This window comes from Streptococcus sp. HSISS2 (assembly GCF_000448665.1).
Taxonomy (GTDB): Bacteria; Bacillota; Bacilli; order Lactobacillales; family Streptococcaceae; genus Streptococcus; species Streptococcus raffinosi.
This window is the reverse complement of sequence record NZ_CM002133.1, coordinates 1,288,501-1,308,799: the sequence shown is the minus strand read 5'-3', so window position 1 is coordinate 1,308,799 and position 20,299 is coordinate 1,288,501. Positions and strand designations below refer to the sequence as shown.

Below are 20,299 nucleotides of genomic sequence, written 5' to 3'. Positions count from 1 at the left end.
AAGAAGGTGTTGCTGCAGCTGAAGCTGAAGAACTTAAAGCTAAACTTGAAGAAGCTGGAGCTTCAGTTACTCTTAAATAATAGAGTATCGCAATTTGATTGCGGAAGCCTAGTAAATCAAGGTTTTAGAATTGCTTAGAGCGATTAATAATCGGAGGAATGATTTCATTCCCCACCAAAACCCCACCAAGATTAAATCTTGGTGGGGTTTTATTTTTTGTAAAAAATCATGGTATAATAAAGGAAAAAAGAATATTTGGGTAAGGGTACCCTTAGTGTATTACATAGTAATACACTAAGGGTACCCTTAGTGTATTACATAGTAATACACTAACACCATCAGTCATCCCTTACCTTTGAGGAGAAAGGTAACTAAGATGACTTTTGATAATCTAGTCGCACAAATCAATGGTTTAGCTGAAACTCAGCGTGATAGAGGTACTTATTTTGAATATTTAGTCCGAGCATATTTCCAGAATGAACCAACTTACCAAAATGAATTTAAAAATGTATGGATGTTAGCTGATGTTCCTGCTGAATTTGGCATACCAAAAGCTGATATCGGTGTTGATTTGGTTGCGGAAAAATTTACTGGTGAATTAGTTGCTATTCAGGCTAAGTTTTACAATCATGCCATTCAAAAAGCCAATATTGATTCGTTCTTAAGTGAGCTTGGAAAAAACTATTATGAATCAGGAATTATAGTAGCCTCGACTGATAAATGGGGTAAAAATGCAGAAAATGCTTTGTCTGACAGAAGCGATGTTATTCGTATTGGTTTATCTGACCTAAGAAGTTCTCGTATTGATTGGACAAAGTTCTCTTTTGATCGTCCAGAAGAAGTCACTGTAAAAGCCAAAAAGAAACCGAGATACTATCAAAGAGAAGTTATCAAATCTGCCTTAGAGCACTTTAAAGAGAATGACCGTGGTCAACTTATCATGGCTCCGGGAACTGGAAAAACATTTACCAGTTTGAAAGTGGCAGAAGCTATGGCTAAGGAAGCTGAACAAGAACAATATACGGTACTTTATCTTGTTCCTAGTATTCAACTTTTGACTCAGACCTTAAGAGGTTGGAATAATGACACTGAGTTGACGATGTCCTCTATGGCTGTTACCAGTGATAGAAATGCTAGTCGTGGCACTGTTAAGCAAGATGAATCAAATTTAACAATAAAAGCAAGCGATATTGGATATCCCGCAACCACATCTGCAGAGAAGGTTGTTGAAAATTATCAAGAGTTAATGGAATATCCTAAAAAAGAAATGTTAGTGGTTTTTGGTACTTATCAGTCTATTGATGTTCTTGGTGAAGCTCAACAAAACGGATTTCCAGAGTTTGATTTGATTATTGCAGATGAAGCTCACCGAACTACTGGAGCTAAAGCTTTAGGTGAAGAAGCTTCTGTATTTACTAAAGTTCATAGTAATTTAAACGTTAGAGGAGTTAAAAGACTTTATCAAACTGCAACACCAAAATTGTATGGTGTAGATGCTAAAAAGAAGGCAGAAGATAATTCCATTGTTATTTCAAGTATGGATGATGAATCTCTCTATGGCAACGTATTTTATCGCTTGGGCTTTGGTGATGCTATTAGCCATGATATCTTGACTGATTATAAATTAATGGTTTTAGCAGTTGATGAAACAGTTGTCCAAAAGGATATGCAAAAGTCACTGTCAGATTCTGAAAATGGTTTAAATATTGATGATGTTGGTCGTATCATCGGTGTATGGAATGGTATGATAAAACGTGAAAGCTTTGCTGATAAAGTATCTGGTGAGCCAATGAAGCGGGCTATTGCCTTTTCACGCACTATTAAAGATAGTCAACGCCTTTCAGAGCAATTTGAAAATGTCGTTAATGATTATTTAGATAGTGATAAAGGGTATTCAGTCAATGTCCGTCATGTTGATGGTGGTATGAATGCTCTTGAAAAAAATGGAGCCTTGGACTGGTTAGCCAGTGATGACATTCCAGAAGACTCAGCTCGTATCTTATCCAATGTCCGATTTCTGACAGAAGGCATTGATGTTCCAAATTTAGATGCTATTATTTTCCTCTCACCTCGAAAATCACAAGTTGATATTGTACAAGCTGTTGGCCGTATCATTCGTAAGTTTGAAGGGAAAGACTACGGTTATATCATCTTACCGATTGTTGTTCCAGCGGGTGAAACACCTGAAACCATTTTGGACAATAACAAGTCTTATGATGTGGTATGGCAAGTTTTAAACGCACTTCGTTCTGTTGATGAACGTTTTGAAGCAACCATCAATAAATTAGAACTCAATAAAAAGAAACCTAAGAATATCCAAGTTATTGGGGTTGGTGGTGCACCTGATGATCCTGAGTTTAATACAAATGGTGATGGAACGGTTATTGAAGAACCATTTAAACCTTATCAAACTGAATTAGAACTTGAATGGGAAGCTGTAGAAGGTGCTATTTACGGTAAAATTGTTCAAAAAGTGGGTGATAGACGTTATCTGGAAGACTGGTCTAAAGATGTTGCTGATATTGCACGCCGCCACATTCAGGGAATTAAGATTATTTTAGAGCAAAACCCAGATAGCAAGGTAGCTTTTGAGCGTTTTCTACGTAGTTTACAGCATAATATCAATGAATCCATTGACCAAGAACAAGCTATTGAAATGTTGGCTCAACACTTGATTACCTTACCAGTATTTGATGCTCTGTTTGGTGAGTATAGTTTTGTTAAGAATAATCCTGTTAGCTCAGCCATGGAAAAAATTATTGACGAACTCTCTCAATATGGCTTTGAGAAAGAACAAAAAGAATTGCAACTATTTTATGAATCTGTTCGTTTACGTGCTGAAGGGATTGATAATGCACAAGCTAAACAAAAAATTATTATCACTCTTTATGATAAATTCTTTTCTACTGGTTTCAAGTCAACAACAGAACGTCTAGGAATTGTCTTTACACCTGTTGAAGTAGTTGATTTTATCGTTAGATCTGTTGATGTGGTCTTACGTAGACATTTTGATAAAACATTAGCAAGTGAAAATGTTCATATTCTTGATCCATTTACAGGAACAGGTACTTTTATTACGCGCACGCTACAATATCTTAAATCTCTTATGGATAAGGGTGAAATCACTTATAGTGATATTTTGAGAAAATACACACAGGAACTTCACGCCAATGAAATAGTTCTTTTAAGCTATTATATTGCTGCGATTAATATCGAAGCCGTGTTTGATGACATCAATGGTGATGAACCTTATACACCATTTGAAGGAATTGTCTTGACTGATACCTTTGAATCAACAGAACAAGAGGATACACTTGATGATTCGTTCTTTGGGACAAATGATGAGCGTCTCAAACGCCAACAAGAAAAGCCGATTACAGCGATTATTGGTAACCCTCCCTACTCTATTGGTCAAAGCAGTCAGAATGATAATAATCAAAATATTTCTTATCCGAAGTTGGATAAACGCTTGGCGGATACCTATGTGGCAAAATCAAATGCAGGATTAACAAGAGGGCTTTATGATTCATATGTAAAAGCTTTCCGTTGGGCGTCTGACCGACTCAAAAACAACGGAGTGATTGGTTTTGTAACCAATGGTAACTATCTCAATACTAACTCTGCAGATGGTCTACGTGCAGGTCTCTATGAAGAATTTAATCATCTCTATATCTTTAACCTTCGTGGTGACCAACGCACTCTTGGTGAACAATCTCGAAGGGAAGGTGGGAAAATATTTGGTTCAGGTAGTCGAACACCAGTAGCTATTTCTATTCTTGTTAAAGATGATTCTGACAGCCATGAACTTCACTATCATGATATTGGCGACTACTTATCACAGAAGGACAAACTCAACATTATTTCTGATTTTGGGGACATTTCAGCTATTGATTGGCAAGAGATTACACCTGATAACAATAACGACTGGCTTAATCAACGTGACCCAAATTATCAGAAGTATGCTGTTCTAGCTGGTGAGCAGGATTCTGTTTTCTTAAATAATTCTATGGGTATTTTAACAAGTCGTGATTCATGGGTGTATGGTTACTCAAAGGAAAAGGTAATACAAAACACACAACGTCTTATTCAAAATTACAATAGCGAATTAGAACGACTGAAAGATGTACCATCTAGTGAAAGAAAAGGTCAATTAAATCGTAACGCAGATTATGTTAATTGGTCTCGTAAACTTGAACGCCTTGCTGCTAATGGCTTTGAGGTTACTTATCAACCTAATGGAATAAAACAAAGTCTATATAGACCCTTTACTAAAAAATGGGTTTATCATGATCAGTATCTTAACGAAGAAGCACGTCTCTATTTTGATAAATTCGGTCAAGAAAACCTTGTCATCAATACAACTGGACGTGGTTCTTCTAGGGATTTCTCAGTCTTAGTAATTAATTATTTACCAAGTAATGATTTTATGGAAAAAGGTCAAGGCTTCATGCGCTATGATAATGAAGTTGATGAAACAGCACTTTTTCAGTCTAATGATAATATGAATCAATCTTTTGCTGATAGGCTCGGATTAACTTTAGATGATACTTTTGCCTATGTTTATGGTCTGCTTAATTCTCGTGACTATCAGGAAAAGTATGCCAATGATTTGAAGAAAGATTTGGCTCGAATTCCGATTGTTAAAAACAAAGAAAAATATGTTGAAGTTGGCAAGGCACTCATGGATTTACATCTCAACTACGAGGAGGTACCAGTTTATGATGGTGTAGAGATTACACCTTTAGCAAGTTCAAGCTATAAAGTAACAAAAATGAAGTTTGCTAAAAAACGAGATGAGAACGGCAAGTCTGTCAATGACTTATCTACCATTATCTTTAATAATGAAATCACCATCAGCAATATTCCAGAAAAGGCTTATAGCTATATGGTTAATGGTCGCTCTGCTATTGAGTGGATAATGGATCAATATCAGGTCAAGACAGATAAGAAATCTGGGATTACTGATGACCCGAATGATTATAGCAGTGATGAGAAATATATCTTCAATCTTCTGTTACGGATTATCAATGTGTCTTTGCAGACGGTAGATTTGGTGAATAGCCTGCCTAAGTTTGAAGTGGAGGAGTAAAATGATACAGGATATTTTTGTTAATCTGATTGTTGCATTTATTACTTTTCTTGCCTCAACTATTTTTCATAATAGATTAAGATTAAAAATATACTATCAATCACTTATTCGTTGGAATAAAAATATAAGATTGAGCTGTGCTTATCTTTTTCGAATAAGATATAATAACAAATACCTGTTAATAAGGGGAAATCGAATAGACCAATATCAGCCAATTGGAGGTGTTTATAAATACTACGATTCATTTAATGGGCTGAAGGAAAATCTAGAATTAAAAGATGAATCTGAAAGTCATTTTTATGAAAATGGTGATTTAAGACTAGTAACAACAGGCAAACATCTTGTAAAATTTCTTGACTGGTTTGATACGAAAAAGAATAGAGAAATCACGGTCATTAGGGAACTTATTGAAGAATTGGAACCATCAGGTATATCTATTGAAAATCTGATAAAACAATCACAGGTTGAATATCTAAAGACTGTTAAAGAACCTATCACGTTCTCAACTCACTTTCAAATGGACGAACTTAAAATCTTTGAAATTTTTGAAGTGAAAATACCAAAGGAAGTACTGGATGATGTGTTAAAAAGTGAACATTATCTCCCTGTTAAAGCTGAATATATAGAGAAGTTTTGCTTTACTAAAGATGGACTTTCTAAAAAAATTTCTGCCACTGCTAGGTATATAGTTTAGGAGGAATGTAATTTGGTAGATATTGTTATCCCAAAAGAGATAAAAAGCCTCATTGAGGAGTTAGATGTTTCAGATTCTAAATATGAAAAAGCTACTCAGAGATATAATTCAATCGCCGACTATATCAAAAATTCAGAACTTAGTTCTTATAGACCTGATATATATTTACAGGGTTCATTTAAATTGGGGACGGCAATCAAACCTCTAACAGAAGATGGAGCCTACGATATAGATATAGTTTGTAACTTTACAGGTTTGAGAAGAGAAGGACAGTCTCAATTTTCTTTAAAATATGACTTAGGAAAAATTGTAAAAAGCTATGCTAAATCACAATCAATGTCTAACGCCCCAGAGGAAAGTAAGCGATGTTGGACATTAAAATATGTTGATGAGAACAATTTTCATATAGATATTTTACCGTCAGTACCCTTAAATGAAAAGGATGATGGGTATATAGCTATCACAGATAAAAGTAATAATAACTATTATGAAGTATCTACTGATTGGGAAACAAGTAATCCTAAAGGATATGCTAAGTGGTTTAGAGATATCTCAAAATTTTCTATATATCAAGAAGAAGTTGCTAAGAGATTTTATGCTTCCATTGAAAAATTCCCGAATATAAGGTTAAAACACCATTGCAAAGGATTGTACAGATTCTGAAAAGACACGCTGAGGTTTGTTTTGCAGATGATATTGAGCATAAGCCAAGCTCTATCATCATTACTACTTTAGCAGCAAAACAGTACCAGTCAGCGAGTTCGTATAACAGTGACTTTTTGGATATTATGAACTATGTTATAGAACATTTGAAAGATGGAATAGAAATAAGAAATGGAAAGCCTTGTGTTCATAATCCTGTAAATGAGGAAGAAGTTCTTTCAAGCAAGTGGGATAAAGATAGCAGTTATTTTGAATTCTTTAAAATTTGGTTACAACAATTAGAATCAGATTTTAATGTCAGAAATCATAATTTATCTTATTCTGATAAAATTCAATATCTCAGGAGAAGTTTATTTAGAGATTGTGAAAATCAACTACCAATCACCAGTGTAAGTTTAATACCACACCACCAGAAGTCAAAATGGCTAAATCTTTCAAAAGAAGAAGTCTCAATTAAGGCAAAGTATTTGCATTCTGGATTTAGGTGGAAGGAAATTAAAAGCGGTACGATATTAAATAAACATGGAGATTTGAGATTTGAAGTACAAGCTAAAAGATTAAAAGATTACGAAATATGGTGGCAAGTTACTAACACAGGTAAAGAAGCTGAAAATGCGAATTGTTTAAGAGGTGATTTTTATAGTTCAGAATTAATTGAGGGGAAGAAAGTTAGAAAAGAGAGTACTCGTTATGCGGGACGTCATTATGTTGAAGCATATCTAGTAAAAAATGGCATATGTTATGGGAAAAGCTCACCGTTTGAGGTTAATATCGCTGATGATTTTTCACTTGATTTTCTAAGATAGAGGAGGATTTTCGAATGATGATTTATTTTTATATTGTCCTTATTTTACAGGGTTCACCTTCTAATTTCTCTATATTTTAATTAACTAGTCTAGGAAAATACTCGATTCAATCAAGAATAAATTGTTACATCTTGATAGTGATAACTTGGTTATGGAGTTGTTTGGCCTGACTGAGGCAGAAAACTAAGGTATAAGAGGGAGGTAATAGTGTTTAATTTTGAGACTGAGTTAGTTGAGTCTATTTCTAAGCGTTGTACGGATTTAAGAAGTAATAGTAGCTTTAGGCAAGACGATATTGCAGATAAATCAGCAATCAGCAAAATTGAAAATATGAAATATAATGAGGGAGATAATTTCATAACTCATACAGTTCTAGAGGCTTACGAAATAACTTTTAATATAAGTAAGGAGGAGATTATTTTCGGGTCAGAATCAGAGTTTGAGGAATTGTTACTAGGGTTCTTTAGTAACATGTTTGGGCTTGTATCTAGAAGAAATTTAGATGTTGACATGCACAGATATAAAAAAGGTGCATTTAGTCAATTAGATATAAAACTTCAAAGAGCTGTTATTGCTTTAGCTAATTTTTTTGGAGAATACAACATTCAAAGATATAATTTTTTGAAGTCTGATGAAACTTTTATGGATTGTGTAAATAAGGAGTGGGATAAGACAATATATATTGGAGGGAAGGGTTACAATATTGGTAGAAATTGTAGTTCTAAACCCATTAATGAAGATACTGTTATTGATATTGTCGATATGGAAGAAAAATTATGGATGATTTGTAGTGACAAATTTATACGATCATTTCGCCAATACTTAGCAAAAAACTTATTTAATGATTTTAAATATTCATCCATGAACTCTGTTATCTATACGTGGGTTGAGGAGCAGTTTATTCAGCATATTGTTCCAGATATTGTTGAAAAATTGAAGAATAATAGTATATTTAAAATTGGTATCATGGTTAAGGATTTAATTGAAAGATTTTTATATGAGGATATACCTGAGTCATATCAAAAAACTATACCTCTACAAATAAAAAGGGAAAAATCTGTAGAAATAAATTTGAATAATGATTTTGAAAAATTCAATTTAGATACTGAACTTAAGAGAAAAGAACGTGCAGAATTATTTGAAAATTTGTTAAAGAGAGGTAAGTTCTTAGTACTTTCTGATGAAGAGAAAGAAGAGTATGAAAAGATTGGTATAATAATTAAAGAAGTTCCAGAATATGTTGAAACGCGTGAAGTTGATATAGATGCTATTATTGACCAAGCGATAGTCACAAAATATTGGGGAAAATCAACTTCGGTTCCAATTCCTACTATTGAATCTAGTCCAATTTATCGAAGCTCTGATTTTAATTCATTTGAAGAAATGAAGGCTTTTGACAGGGATTGGTATGATTTTACGCATTTCACAAATATGAATATTCCAGGATATTTTACAAATAATAGCCAAATTATGAGTAGGTGGCAAGCTCGACTGAATGAGGAAATTCATGAAGCTATAGAAACATTTATTATTATTCAAAATAATTTATTACGCCTCGTAACAGAAAAAGAACTTAGACGCTTTTCAAAATAGGACTGATTTAATTGATAGATTAAGTCAGTCTTTTTTATTTTCTCAAGTTGTTGATAAATTTGTTTTGTTGTCAAAAAAATAACAACCCGATCAACAAATATGGTTACTAAATTTATCATAAAATTAAATCATCAAAGCACAGCAAGGCTTTGATGGTGACCAATCAAAAGAGTTGCAAATCTTTTGATTCACTTGTTAGGAAGTTGCTGATTCTTAATACTGAGTATGGGAGAAAATCAAATATGAAAACACGTAATCGTAAAAGTGGCTATTCAGTCAATACAGCAAATGAATACATTGACTCAAAGCAAGCAATTCATTGCTTGAGTGTAGAATTTGAACCACAAATTAGGTTTGAAGAGGGGCAGCCTACTGGTGAGATTATCGCTTATAAGGCTTGGTTCTCTCAAAAAGGGCTTCCGCCTTTCATGGTGAAATTTGAAAATGAAGCGACTTTACCAGCCTATATGGCAATGGTGCAATTTGAAAACCTTCAAGCCTGTGAGGTCGGCTTCAATGTCTATTTCAAAGCCGATAATCTCAAGGAGGTCAAATAATGACCAAGAAAGAATTGTCGCAATATCTCCTTCAAAGTCTCAATATGGGACTTGGAGCTCTTATGCAAGGGGAAACAAGCTACACCAATAGCTTTGATTGTAAGATTATGGAAGAGGGATTTCTCTTTCTTCCCCGCTTACCAGCGGGATATATTATTGATGATGAACTCTATCAAAAATATTCCTCATCGCTAATGCCTCACTTTTTCCTCTCTTCACTCTACTGAAACAAAACTCCGCCTACTTCATGGCACTTGATACAGAAGATATTCATGTTCAGCGTGGACTGTTTTTCCCATGGAAAGAAGGTGTATCTGAACGCTTAGTCATTTCTGACTTAGAAGATTTCGCAAGCTTTCAAAAGGAAAATCTGATTCCAATCATGAAAAATTTGTCTCTTGATTATAACAAAGTCAATCACTTAGCCATTGCAGGAAATTCAGGCTCAGGTAAATCTTATGCTCTGACCTACTTTCTGAGCCTCTTAAAAGGGATTTCTGAACTGATTATCGTTGACCCTAAGTATGATACCCCAAGTAGATGGGCAAGAGAAAATGGTATTGCAGTGATTCACCCTCAAAAGAATCGCTCTAAGTCTGATTTTGTATCAGAAATCAATGAGAATCTAAGCTCGTGCTTAGACCTTATCCAACAACGCCAAGAAATTCTCTATGATAATCCTGACCACGAATTTGACCATCTAACCGTCGTTATTGATGAAGTCCTTGCCCTTTCTGAAGGTGTAAACAAAGTTATCAAAGAATCCTTTTTCTCACTACTTTCTCAAATTGCCCTATTGGGTCGGGCAACTAAGATTCACTTGCTTCTTGTAAGCCAGCGTTTTGACCACAACACGATTCCGATTTCAGTCAGAGAACAGTTAAATGTCTTGATTCAAATTGGCAACATCAATAAGAAAACGACTCAGTTTCTCTTCCCTGACCTAGACCCAGAAGGTATTGTCATACCAATTGGAAAAGGTACTGGCTTAATTCAAATCATTGATAATGAACACCCTTATCAAGTATTGCCACTCCTTTGTCCGACCTACTACACTAAGAAAGGTATTTTATAAAATGAAAAGAAGTTTCTTCCAAAAAACGTTTAACCTGAATCTGAATTTGTTTTTCTTTGGTTTTATTGCTTTCTTTCTAAGTTATGGCTTCCATGTACTGTCAAACCAAACCAAGGTAAGTTCTTTCTTGAACTCTCAATCAGTCTTTGTAGATATTCAATCTAAGTTACAAGTGGTAGAACAATACGCTCAGTCATTAACATATTTGCTTATACTGATTGCCATTATTCTAATCGTGATTGAACTCTGTCAGCGAATCATGAAAGATTCTGTCTGGAATTATTTTAAGTCTGTTTACCAAACTTTACGATTGAGACAATTTCTTAGACAGGAAGAACATTCTGAACCTGTTATGACAATAGAAAATCAGACAGTCACACGGTTTAATCCCGTTCTACGAAGTTTCAATCGGGTGGTTTCTATATGCACGGTGGATGTCCGAAAGGATTCTGTTTCGGTCTTTCTAAAAGTCCCTAAAACTCAACAGGCACAAAAACTTTTAAGAGAAATGGAAGAACATATCAAGGAGGAAATTTCGAGCCGAAATCCCAAGTATTATTTCTCTGCACCAATTCGGGAGAAAAGCAAACTTTGGTTTACAGGTGCTAAACGATAAGGGAAAGGGTGGTGCTTGGCTCACGAAGTGAAAGCCAAAAGCACCACTCTTTCTTATCGCTGTTTTAATTCGTGTGTAATGGGGTTACTACGACCCCCATTACACCAATAATCAATAATCACGAAAGGAAGTATATGACAAAAGATAAACGATCGAATAAATGGGCATTTCTGCTCTATCAGGAAAGTGCGCCTGAAAATTATTTAGAGGTACTTGAAAACTTGCATATTCCCTTTGCTTTGAGTCCGTGGCACGATAGAGACGTGAACAAGGAAACAGGGGAATTAAAAAAGGCTCACAAACATGGAGCGCTCTTCTTTGAATCACTCAAGAGTTATTCTCAGGTATCTGAATTGTTGACTAAACACTTGAACACGCCTAGTCATATTGAAGTTATTATGTCCCCTAAAGGAATGTATGACTACTTTATTCATGCGGATAATCCAGATAAAACACTATATGATATCAATGACATTGAATCAGGTTGCGGATTTGAATTAGATAAGTTTCTCATTAGCAATAACAATGATAAATTTTTATCTCTAGTGATTGATATTATCGAAGAACATAATTTTACTGAGTTTAATAATCTGGTTAGATATGCGAGAACTGAAAATCCTCACTTACTTAACTTAATAATGGACAAAACCTATTTCTTTGCGAAATATTTGGATTCAAGAAGATATGCAAGGAGGAAGTAACGATTGACAAGAACAATAAATCATAAAAGATTAATGGAGCTTGGCTTTCCAGAGCATACTGCAAGAAATATTATTAAACAATCAAAAGCGATAGCAGTAGCAAAGTTTGAAGAAACTAGCAATTCTACAAATAATTTGGTAAAATTGAGGAAATCGCCCTTTGAAAATTCTAGACTAGACCTTGCGCCTACTTATATTGTAGAAGATTTGTTAGGCTTCGAGTTACCTTTTAAATAAAGAAGGGAAACTTAGAAAATGGCAAGTAAAAAATATCGTGGTGTATCACGGGATAAACAAGGAAGAATATATTATCAAACTGAGTTCAAGGCTAATAATATAACTGGTAAACGCCAACGCAAAAAAAGCTATAAAGACCAATTTGGAAATCCCTTTCGCTCCGAAAAGCAAGCATATGATGAACTTTGTAGAGTGAGGGTTGAATTCCAAATGAAAGATAATAATGATGGGTACTATCTAAGTTTTTCTCAATACATGGAAGAAGTATATCTACCTTATTACAAACAAACGGTTCAAGCTGTCACTTATCGAACAGCTTTAACACATCACAAAATGTTTGTTGAAATCTTTGGTAGCAAAAGACTTTCTGAAATTGATGTTCGAGAGTGCGAAAAATTCAGGATATATCTGATTGAAAAGTATTCACCAAATTATGCCAAAGGCGTATGGATTCGATTTAAGCATTGTATTGGGTACGCAGAGAGGCTGGGATATATTGATGAATTTCCTTGCAAATCTCTTGATAATCCGAAAGGGAAACGACCAGATACAAAGTTTTGGACTCTAGAAGACTTAAAAAAAGTAGTCGCCACCTTTGACCTACGGGATTATGAAGAAAGGCATAGATTTACTGCTATATGGCTCTATTTCTTTACGGGTCTTCGTGTATCAGAAGGATTAAGTTTAATTTGGTCTGATATTGATTTCGACAAAAAGCTCTTACATGTTCAAAGTACACTTGAGTATGAAGGAAACGGAGTCTTTACTCGCAAAAATCAAACTAAAACTTCAGCTGGTATAAGGTGGATTGAGTTAGATGATGAAACTGTAAATGTTCTTCAAAAATGGCGTTCAATTCAAGTGGAAAATGATGATGACAGCTACGTGTTAGCTAGATTCGGAAAACCACTCAGTAAATGCACATTGAGTAGAATTCTAAAACGTCAAGCTAAGAAAGCAGGAGTAGAAGTAATAAGTGGTAAGGGACTTAGACATTCACATGACTCTTTCTTGATAAACGTTCTTGGGAAAGATGTGCTATATGTTTCTCAACGTTCTGGGAGAGTGGATAAAGCAACAACCTTAAACACCTATGCACATATCTATGAGAGTCAAAAAGCAACAGGCGGTAAAGATATCACTCAAGCATTATTTAAGTTTGGAGTATCGGCAAACCCCACCAAAACCCCACTAAGCTAAAAATTAATTACAGAAATGTTGTTAAAACAGCGTTTCAAGGATTAGTGTAACTGTTACTCTTAAATAATAAGGTAACGACTCAAGTCGCTTAATAAAGAAAACCAGGGCATAAGCTCTGGTTTTTCTGTTGCTTTTAACTTATTTAGGATAAAAGTATCCTAATTTCTGACTTTATCTCAAAAAAATGCTATGATAAGTCTGAGGAGGGTATTATGATGCAGATTAATCTTGAAAATTTAGTTCCTATTTCGGAAGCTAACCAAAATTTTTCTAAAGTTGCTCGTATGGTCGACAGCAAAGGAACTGCAGTTATTTTAAAAATAACAAGCCTAAGTATGTATTGGTAGAGTATGATGCCTTAATTAAAAATGAGCAAGCTGGAGCGGAAGTTGCAGAGCAGACTACTGTTGACGATGTGGCTAACTCTGTTTTGTCTCGTCATTTAGATGCCTTCAAGGAATTAGCTAAATGAAGCGATTGACAACAGACCAAATTTTAAAGTTGCATGGTCAGCTTATTAATACTACTGGAGGATTGGGTGGCGTAAGAGACAAGGGGCTAGTTGAGTCTTCGCTTTCTAGTGCGTTTGAAGTTTATTTTGGTGTTGAGCGCTATCCAACAATTGAAGAGAAAGCAGCGAGACTGTGTTATTCATTGGTAAAAAATCACGCATTTTTAGATGGAAATAAACGTATAGCAGTTTTCACCATGCTTGTCTTTTTAGAGTTAAATGGGATTATTTTAGATTGTGAAGACGATGAAATTGTTAGTTTAGGTCTTGGTGCGGCAGCGTCAGAGTTAGATTATGAAGATATATTGGAATTTATACAATCCCATTAATTTAGTGATAGCAAAATAGATAGAAAACCAGGGCATCAGCTCTGGTTTTTCTATTGCTTTTAATATTTTCATTTGTTAGAATGTAGGTGATGTGCGTGCTTGTCACGCCCTTTTTCTGTGTCTTTTACGTTACGGCTTTAGTGGTTGTAAATAACTATAAAAATCCTAAAGGCATGGTAATTGATAAAAAAGAAAAGGAGAAATTTATGGCTTATATTTGGTCTTATCTCAGACGTTATCCTAAGTGGCTGGTGATGAATTTTACGGCGGCCATTTTGTTTGTTATTGCTAACCTGGGCTTGCCGACGGTTCTTGCCAGAATGATTGATGAGGGAATAAACCGTGGGGATGCTGACAAGCTTTATACCTATGCTTGGGTCATGTTTGGTGTAGTTTTGACTGGGATTGTTGGTCGTGTGCTCTTGGCCTATGCGGTTGGTAAGTTAACGACCACGATGGTGCAGGTCATGCGTAATGATATTTATGCCAAGCTTCAGGAGTATTCCCACCACGAGTATGAGCAGATAGGGGTATCCTCTTTGGTGACTCGTATTACATCAGATGCTTTTGTGCTTATGCAGTTTGCGGATCAGGTTCTTAAGCTAGGGGTTATCACTCCTTTGATGATGGTTTCCAGTGTCTTTTTGATTTTGACGACAAGTCCATCTTTGGCTTGGATTGTGGCCATCTCCTTGCCTTTCCTAGCCATAGTAGTCTGGTATGTGGCGGTAAAAACGCGTCCGCTTTCTGAAAAACAACAGGCAACTCTCGACAAAATTAACCAGTATGCTCGTGAAAATCTGACTGGACTTCGTGTCATTCGAGCTTTTGCTAGAGAAGATTTCCAAGAGAAAAAGTTTGCCTCTGAAAATGCTGTCTATGCGGATAATTCAAACAAACTTTTCAAATTGACTGGTTTGACCGAGCCACTTTTTGTACAAATCATCATCGCTATGATTGTGGCCATTGTTTGGTTTGCTCTTGAGCCATTAGGTTCTGGGACTTTAGCAATCGGTGACTTGGTTGCCTTTATTGAGTACAGCTTCCATGCACTCTTGTCTTTCCTTTTCCTAGCTAATCTCTTTACCATGTATCCTCGTACAGCGGTGTCTAGTGAACGTCTGCAAGAAATTATGGATATGCCTATCTCTATTAATCCAAATGAAGATGGGGTGACAGAGACTGAAACTAAGGGATATTTGGAATTTGACAATGTGACCTTTGCCTATCCTGGTGAAACGGAAAGTCCTGTGCTGCACAACATTTCTTTCAAGGCAAAACCTGGTGAAACCATTGCCTTTATCGGATCTACGGGTTCAGGAAAATCCTCTCTTGTACAGTTGATTCCACGTTTTTATGATGTAACACTTGGACGCATTCTTGTTGATGGTGTGGATGTTCGTGACTACAATCTTAAGGCTCTTCGTCGTAAGATTGGCTTTATTCCACAAAAAGCCCTGCTCTTTACAGGGACTATCGGTGAAAATATCCGTTATGGTAAGGAAAATGCCAGTCATGAGGAATTGAATCAAGCTACGGATGTGGCTCAGGCCAAGGAATTTATTGAAAGTAAGGAAGAACGCTACGATTCTCACTTGGCTGAGGGTGGTAGCAACCTTTCTGGGGGACAGAAGCAGCGTTTGTCAATTGCACGTGCAGTGGTTAAACGTCCTGATGTCTATATCTTTGATGATTCCTTCTCTGCCTTGGACTACAAGACAGATGCGACCTTGCGCCGTCGTCTTAAAGAGGTTACCCAGGATGCGACAGTCCTGATTGTGGCGCAACGTGTGGGAACTATCATGGATGCTGACCAGATTATTGTTCTGGATAAGGGTGAAATCGTTGGTCGTGGCCGTCACGAAGAGCTTATGGAAAGCAATGAGATTTATCGTGAAATTGCCAATTCTCAATTGAATAAAAAGAGTCTTACAGAAGATTAGAAGGAGGTCAAAATGAAGAATAATAAAAGAAAACAACTCATTCCTCAAGTTTTGGCCGTCTTTGGTCCTACTTGCAGGCTTATCGTTTGCCACTTTACCTAGCTATTTTCTTGAAAATTGTTAGTGTCATCATGAGTGTTCTTGAACCTGTTGTGATTGGATTAGCCATTACGGAACTGACTAAAAATACGCTGGACATGTTCAAGGGTGTGGAAGGTGCTCATATCAACGTTTCCTATGTTGGTATGGTTCTGGTCTTTTATCTCTTGCGTGGTCTCATTTATGAGTTGGCTTCTTACTATTCCAACTATTTTATGACCAATGCCGTGCAGGCAACGGTTCAGGATATGCGTAATGAGATGACTGAGAAAATCAATCGTACCTCAGTGTCATACTTTGACAAGCATCAATTTGGAGACCTCTTGGGACGCTTTACCAGTGACGTTGAGACAGTTTCGAATGCCCTGCAGCAGTCCTTTTTGCAGGTAGTTAATGCGGTCTTTACTTTGGCCTTGGTTATCGGGACAGTGCTTTACCTTAATCTTCAATTGGGGGCTATAGTTGTCATCACTATTCCCATTACTTTCTTTGGTGCTCGCTTTATCATGAGTAAGTCTCAGCCCTATTTTAAGCAGCAGGCTGATGCCCTAGGTGCTCTTAACGGTTTTGTTCAAGAAAATCTGACTGGTTTCAATGTGCTTAAGCTCTTTGGTCGTGAGGACAGATCCTTAGATGACTTTAAAGAAATCACGGAAGACCTTCAGAAGGTAGGGTTTAAGGCCAATTTCATTTCAGGACTCATGATGCCTGTCCTTAATGGTTTGTCTGATTTGACCTATCTGATTGTTGCTGTTCTTGGTGGTTTGCAAGTTTTGGCTGGTCGTCTGACGATTGGTAATATGCAGGCCTTTGTTCAGTATGTTTGGCAGATTAACCAACCCATTCAGAACTTGACTCAGTTGGCTGGACAATTGCAGAGTGCTAAATCTTCTTTGGACCGTATTTTCCAACTGATGGATGAACCAGACGAGGCCAATGATGCCACTGAGGTGCTTGAAGGAGACTTGACTGGCCAAGTTAGTTTTAAGCATGTGGACTTCCAGTATGTGGCTGATAAACCTCTGATTCGTGACTTTAATCTTGAAGTCAATCCTGGTGAAATGGTCGCTATTGTCGGCCCAACTGGTGCCGGAAAATCAACGATTATCAATCTTCTCATGCGTTTCTATGATGTGACTGCAGGTTCTATCTTGGTGGATGGTCATGATATTCGTCACTTGTCACGTCAAGACTATCGTAAACAATTTGGTATGGTGCTTCAGGATGCTTGGCTTTTTGAAGGAACTATCAAGGAAAATCTTCGCTTTGGTAATCTTGAGGCGACTGACGAAGAAATCGTTGAAGCCGCTAAGGCTGCCAATGTGGATCACTTTATCCGTACCTTGCCTGGTGGTTACAACATGGAAATGAACCAAGAATCAAGCAACATTTCACTGGGACAAAAGCAGCTTTTGACCATTGCCCGTGCGCTTTTGGCTGATCCAAAAATCTTGATTTTGGACGAGGCAACTTCATCAGTTGATACCCGTCTGGAACTATTGATTCAAAAGGCCATGAAGACCCTTATGCAAGGTCGAACAAGCTTTGTCATTGCTCACCGTCTGTCAACTATCCAAGAAGCAGACAAGATCTTGGTCCTTAAAGATGGACAAATCATCGAACAAGGGAACCATGAATCTCTCCTTGCAGATAAAGGTTTCTATTACGATTTGTATAATAGCCAGTTTGCGGAGAAATAAACAGAAAATGCCCCCAGTTTTAACTGGTGGGCATTTTGTTTACTTTTTATGTTTTAAACTTCTGATAAATTGGATTTCTTCTTCGGTAAGATCCTTCTTAACAAATGGATTACCAAAGTTTTTTCCAGTCATCATGAAAATGTCGTATTTAGTTTCATAAATATCAGTAATGTCTTCATAATTAAGAGTTAATGTCCCTCTCTTTGTGCTGACGATAACATGGCCTTCTTCAAAGGTAAAAGTCGACTCAAGATCCTGCATTAGAGGATTCTTGTTATAGGTCCGATTCATTTTCATGTTAATTAAGTAATACATAGCAACCAAAAATAGAGATGCTAAGAAAATACCGTAAATTGGTAGACCATTTGCAACACAGTATATCAGAATCAGAATAGGCATAATAATCAGATAAGCTATTGCAAATTTATGTTGTCTAAAAATTTTCCAAGAAAATCTAAGGTAAAGGTCCCTAGTCATTGTGCTTTTAATTGTAAATGGTAACATTTTTCCCTCCTTACCAAGTATTATAACATAGGAAAAATGTAAATGAAAATAAGGTTAAGAATGCTTTTACATTTTTAACCTTATTCTTTTTAATATTTATTTCTCAGCACGTCGTGTGACGAACATGGCATCTCCGAAACTGAAGAAGCGGTAGCGTTCTTGGACGGCGTGTTTATAGGCATCAAGGACGAATTCACGACCAGCAAAGGCTGAAACCAACATGACCAAAGTTGATTTTGGAAGGTGGAAGTTGGTTGAGAAGGCGTCTACGACTGTGAATTGGTAGCCTGGTTTGATAAAGATATTGGTCCAGCCTGAGTCGGCTTGGAGTTGACCATCGTATTTATTGCCGATTGTTTCCAGTGTTCGGATAGAGGTTGTTCCAACAGCAACAATGCGACCTCCAGCAGCTTTGACACTATTAAGGGTATCGGCAGCTTCTTGGCTGAGAGTGTAAAACTCAGAGTGCATCTCATGTTCGTCAACATTCTCAACAGAAACAGGTCGGAAGGTTCCTAGTCCAACGTGAAGGGTGAGGTAGACCAATTTTACACCTTTGGCTTCAATCTTTTGAAGCAATTCAGGAGTGAAATGGAGACCAGCTGTTGGAGCAGCGGCAGAGCCATTTTCCTTGGCATAGACCGTTTGGTAACGGTCACGGTCTTCTAATTTCTCATGGATATAAGGTGGTAATGGCATCTCACCCAAGCTTTCCAAAACCTCAAGGAAGATACCGTCGTAGCTAAATTCTACGATACGCCCACCGTGATCCAGTTCCTCAGTGACAGTGGCAGTCAAGCGCCCATCACCAAAACTAACCTTAGCACCTACTTTAAGGCGTTTGGCTGGCTTAGCCAAAACTTCCCATTGATCTCCCTGGGTATTTTTCAAAAGGAGAAATTCCACATGGCCGTGGGTATCAGGCTTTTCACCATAGAGACGGGCTGGAAGCACACGTGTATTGTTCATAACCAAGGCATCGCCAGGATTAAGCTGGTCAATGATGTGGTCGAAGTGGGTGTCAGTCATTTCCTTGGTTACAGGGTCAATGACCAAGAGTTTAGAGGCATCACGTTGCTTCAAGGGTGTTTGGGCAATCAGTTCCTCTGGCAGTTCAAAATCAAAATCGTTTGTATTCATTTGTTTCCTCTTTTAAAAATGTTCAGCCTTTTTATTATAGCACGATATAGGACGACCGTCATTAAACTTGTCGAGCGAAAGCGCTTGACAAAAAGGTTAAAAAAGAGATAATAAAGAAAATGGTATATACCAATTAGCGAGGTGTGAAAAATGAAAACGATTATTGTAAAAAATCAACTTGAAGGAGGAAAGGTTGCCTTTGACCTTTTAAAAGAGAGCCTTGCAGCGGGTGCTCAAACTTTGGGCTTGGCTACAGGTAGTTCCCCTATTGCCCTTTACCAAGAGATGGTTGAGAGTGACGTGGATTTTTCAGAACTTTACAGTGTCAATTTAGATGAGTATGTTGGACTAGCGCCGGACCATGAGCAGAGCTATCATGCTTTCATGCAAGAACATCTTTTAATGCTAAACCATTTAAAGAGAGCTTCTTGCCTGACGGCATGGCTGAAGATTTGGAGCAGGCAGCTAAGGACTACGATGATATCTTGTCCCAACATGTCATTGACTTTCAAATCTTAGGAATTGGAAGTAATGGGCATATTGGATTTAATGAGCCAGGTACGTCTTTTGATAGTCAAACCCATGTGGTTGACTTGACTGACAGCACCATTGAATCTAATAGCCGTTTCTTCGCCAGTCGAGACCAAGTTCCTACAAAGGCTATTTCAATGGGGATTGCTTCCATTATGGCTGCTAAGAAGATTATCTTGTTTGCCTATGGTGACAAGAAGGCAGACGCCATTTTCAAGATGGTAAAGGGTCCGGTAACAGAGGAAGTGCCAGCCAGTGTCTTACAACATCATTCAGATGTGACTCTTATCTTGGATGAGGCAGCCGCTGCG

The 20,299-nt window shown here is 36.9% G+C and carries 16 protein-coding genes and 3 pseudogenes; 17 read left to right on the top strand and 2 right to left on the bottom strand.

Annotated features, from left to right (window positions below; all coding sequences use genetic code 11):
- The 16 genes and pseudogenes from HSISS2_RS05830 to HSISS2_RS05760 all read left to right on the top strand — a co-directional run.
- Window positions 1-80, top strand: an 80-nt coding sequence (locus tag HSISS2_RS05830) for a ribosomal protein L7/L12 (protein ID WP_042767033.1), incomplete at its 5' end; no start/stop codon positions are given.
- Between the two features lie 296 nt (window positions 81-376).
- On the top strand, window positions 377-5,089 hold the full coding sequence (locus tag HSISS2_RS05825; protein ID WP_021145846.1) for a type ISP restriction/modification enzyme: 4,713 nt from the start codon (window positions 377-379) through the stop codon (window positions 5,087-5,089).
- Window position 5,090: 1 nt separating this feature from the next.
- Complete coding sequence (locus HSISS2_RS05820; protein ID WP_021145845.1) at window positions 5,091-5,783, top strand: hypothetical protein; 693 nt, start codon at window positions 5,091-5,093, stop codon at window positions 5,781-5,783.
- Between the two features lie 12 nt (window positions 5,784-5,795).
- Window positions 5,796-6,446, top strand: a complete 651-nt coding sequence (locus HSISS2_RS11810) for a nucleotidyltransferase (protein ID WP_021145844.1) — start codon at window positions 5,796-5,798, stop codon at window positions 6,444-6,446.
- Window positions 6,422-7,252, top strand: coding sequence for a hypothetical protein (locus HSISS2_RS11805; RefSeq protein ID WP_021145843.1), 831 nt, complete (start codon window positions 6,422-6,424; stop codon window positions 7,250-7,252). Before HSISS2_RS11810 ends, HSISS2_RS11805 begins: the two co-directional genes overlap by 25 nt.
- Before the next feature lie 207 nt (window positions 7,253-7,459).
- Window positions 7,460-8,845 carry a hypothetical protein gene (locus HSISS2_RS11800; protein ID WP_021145842.1) on the top strand — a complete coding sequence of 462 codons (1,386 nt, stop codon included), beginning with the start codon at window positions 7,460-7,462 and terminating at the stop codon, window positions 8,843-8,845.
- Window positions 8,846-9,087: 242 nt separating this feature from the next.
- The gene (locus tag HSISS2_RS05805; RefSeq protein ID WP_042767032.1) at window positions 9,088-9,402 is read left to right on the top strand and encodes a hypothetical protein; all 315 of its coding nucleotides are present in this window, start codon (window positions 9,088-9,090) and stop codon (window positions 9,400-9,402) included.
- A pseudogene (locus HSISS2_RS05800) lies at window positions 9,402-10,477 on the top strand (ATP-binding cassette domain-containing protein). The gene HSISS2_RS05805 and the pseudogene HSISS2_RS05800 overlap by 1 nt, the downstream one beginning before the upstream one ends.
- A 1-nt stretch (window position 10,478) precedes the next feature.
- The gene (locus HSISS2_RS05795) at window positions 10,479-11,093 is read left to right on the top strand and encodes a hypothetical protein (protein ID WP_021145838.1); all 615 of its coding nucleotides are present in this window, start codon (window positions 10,479-10,481) and stop codon (window positions 11,091-11,093) included.
- Between the two features lie 134 nt (window positions 11,094-11,227).
- Window positions 11,228-11,794, top strand: coding sequence for a replication protein (locus HSISS2_RS05790; RefSeq protein WP_021145837.1), 567 nt, complete (start codon window positions 11,228-11,230; stop codon window positions 11,792-11,794).
- A 3-nt stretch (window positions 11,795-11,797) separates the two neighbouring features.
- Window positions 11,798-12,031 carry a DUF3173 family protein gene (locus HSISS2_RS05785; RefSeq protein WP_000198709.1) on the top strand — a complete coding sequence of 78 codons (234 nt, stop codon included), beginning with the start codon at window positions 11,798-11,800 and terminating at the stop codon, window positions 12,029-12,031.
- Window positions 12,032-12,049: 18 nt separating this feature from the next.
- Window positions 12,050-13,231 (top strand): site-specific integrase, encoded by a 1,182-nt coding sequence (locus HSISS2_RS05780; protein WP_021145836.1) that lies wholly within the window; start codon window positions 12,050-12,052, stop codon window positions 13,229-13,231.
- 215 nt (window positions 13,232-13,446) lie between these two features.
- Window positions 13,447-13,703: pseudogene (locus HSISS2_RS05775) on the top strand (type II toxin-antitoxin system Phd/YefM family antitoxin).
- Window positions 13,700-14,071 (top strand): type II toxin-antitoxin system death-on-curing family toxin, encoded by a 372-nt coding sequence (locus tag HSISS2_RS05770; RefSeq protein ID WP_021145833.1) that lies wholly within the window; start codon window positions 13,700-13,702, stop codon window positions 14,069-14,071. Before HSISS2_RS05775 ends, HSISS2_RS05770 begins: the two are co-directional and overlap by 4 nt.
- A gap of 206 nt (window positions 14,072-14,277) precedes the next feature.
- Entirely contained in the window at window positions 14,278-16,014 is a 1,737-nt protein-coding gene (locus HSISS2_RS05765; protein WP_042767224.1) for an ABC transporter ATP-binding protein, read from the top strand.
- A gap of 71 nt (window positions 16,015-16,085) precedes the next feature.
- Window positions 16,086-17,813, top strand: coding sequence for an ABC transporter ATP-binding protein (locus HSISS2_RS05760; RefSeq protein ID WP_021145831.1), 1,728 nt, complete (start codon window positions 16,086-16,088; stop codon window positions 17,811-17,813).
- A 39-nt stretch (window positions 17,814-17,852) separates the two neighbouring features.
- Here the strand turns inward: HSISS2_RS05760 and HSISS2_RS05755 are convergent, their stop codons facing one another.
- Together HSISS2_RS05755 and queA are read right to left on the bottom strand one after the other, a co-directional pair.
- Entirely contained in the window at window positions 17,853-18,317 is a 465-nt protein-coding gene (locus tag HSISS2_RS05755; protein ID WP_042767030.1) for a YcxB family protein, read from the bottom strand.
- Between the two features lie 96 nt (window positions 18,318-18,413).
- Window positions 18,414-19,457 carry a tRNA preQ1(34) S-adenosylmethionine ribosyltransferase-isomerase QueA gene (gene queA / locus HSISS2_RS05750; protein WP_021145829.1) on the bottom strand — a complete coding sequence of 348 codons (1,044 nt, stop codon included), beginning with the start codon at window positions 19,455-19,457 and terminating at the stop codon, window positions 18,414-18,416.
- Between the two features lie 150 nt (window positions 19,458-19,607).
- Here queA and HSISS2_RS05745 point away from each other — a divergent pair.
- Window positions 19,608-20,299: pseudogene (locus HSISS2_RS05745) on the top strand (glucosamine-6-phosphate deaminase); the annotation flags it as partial.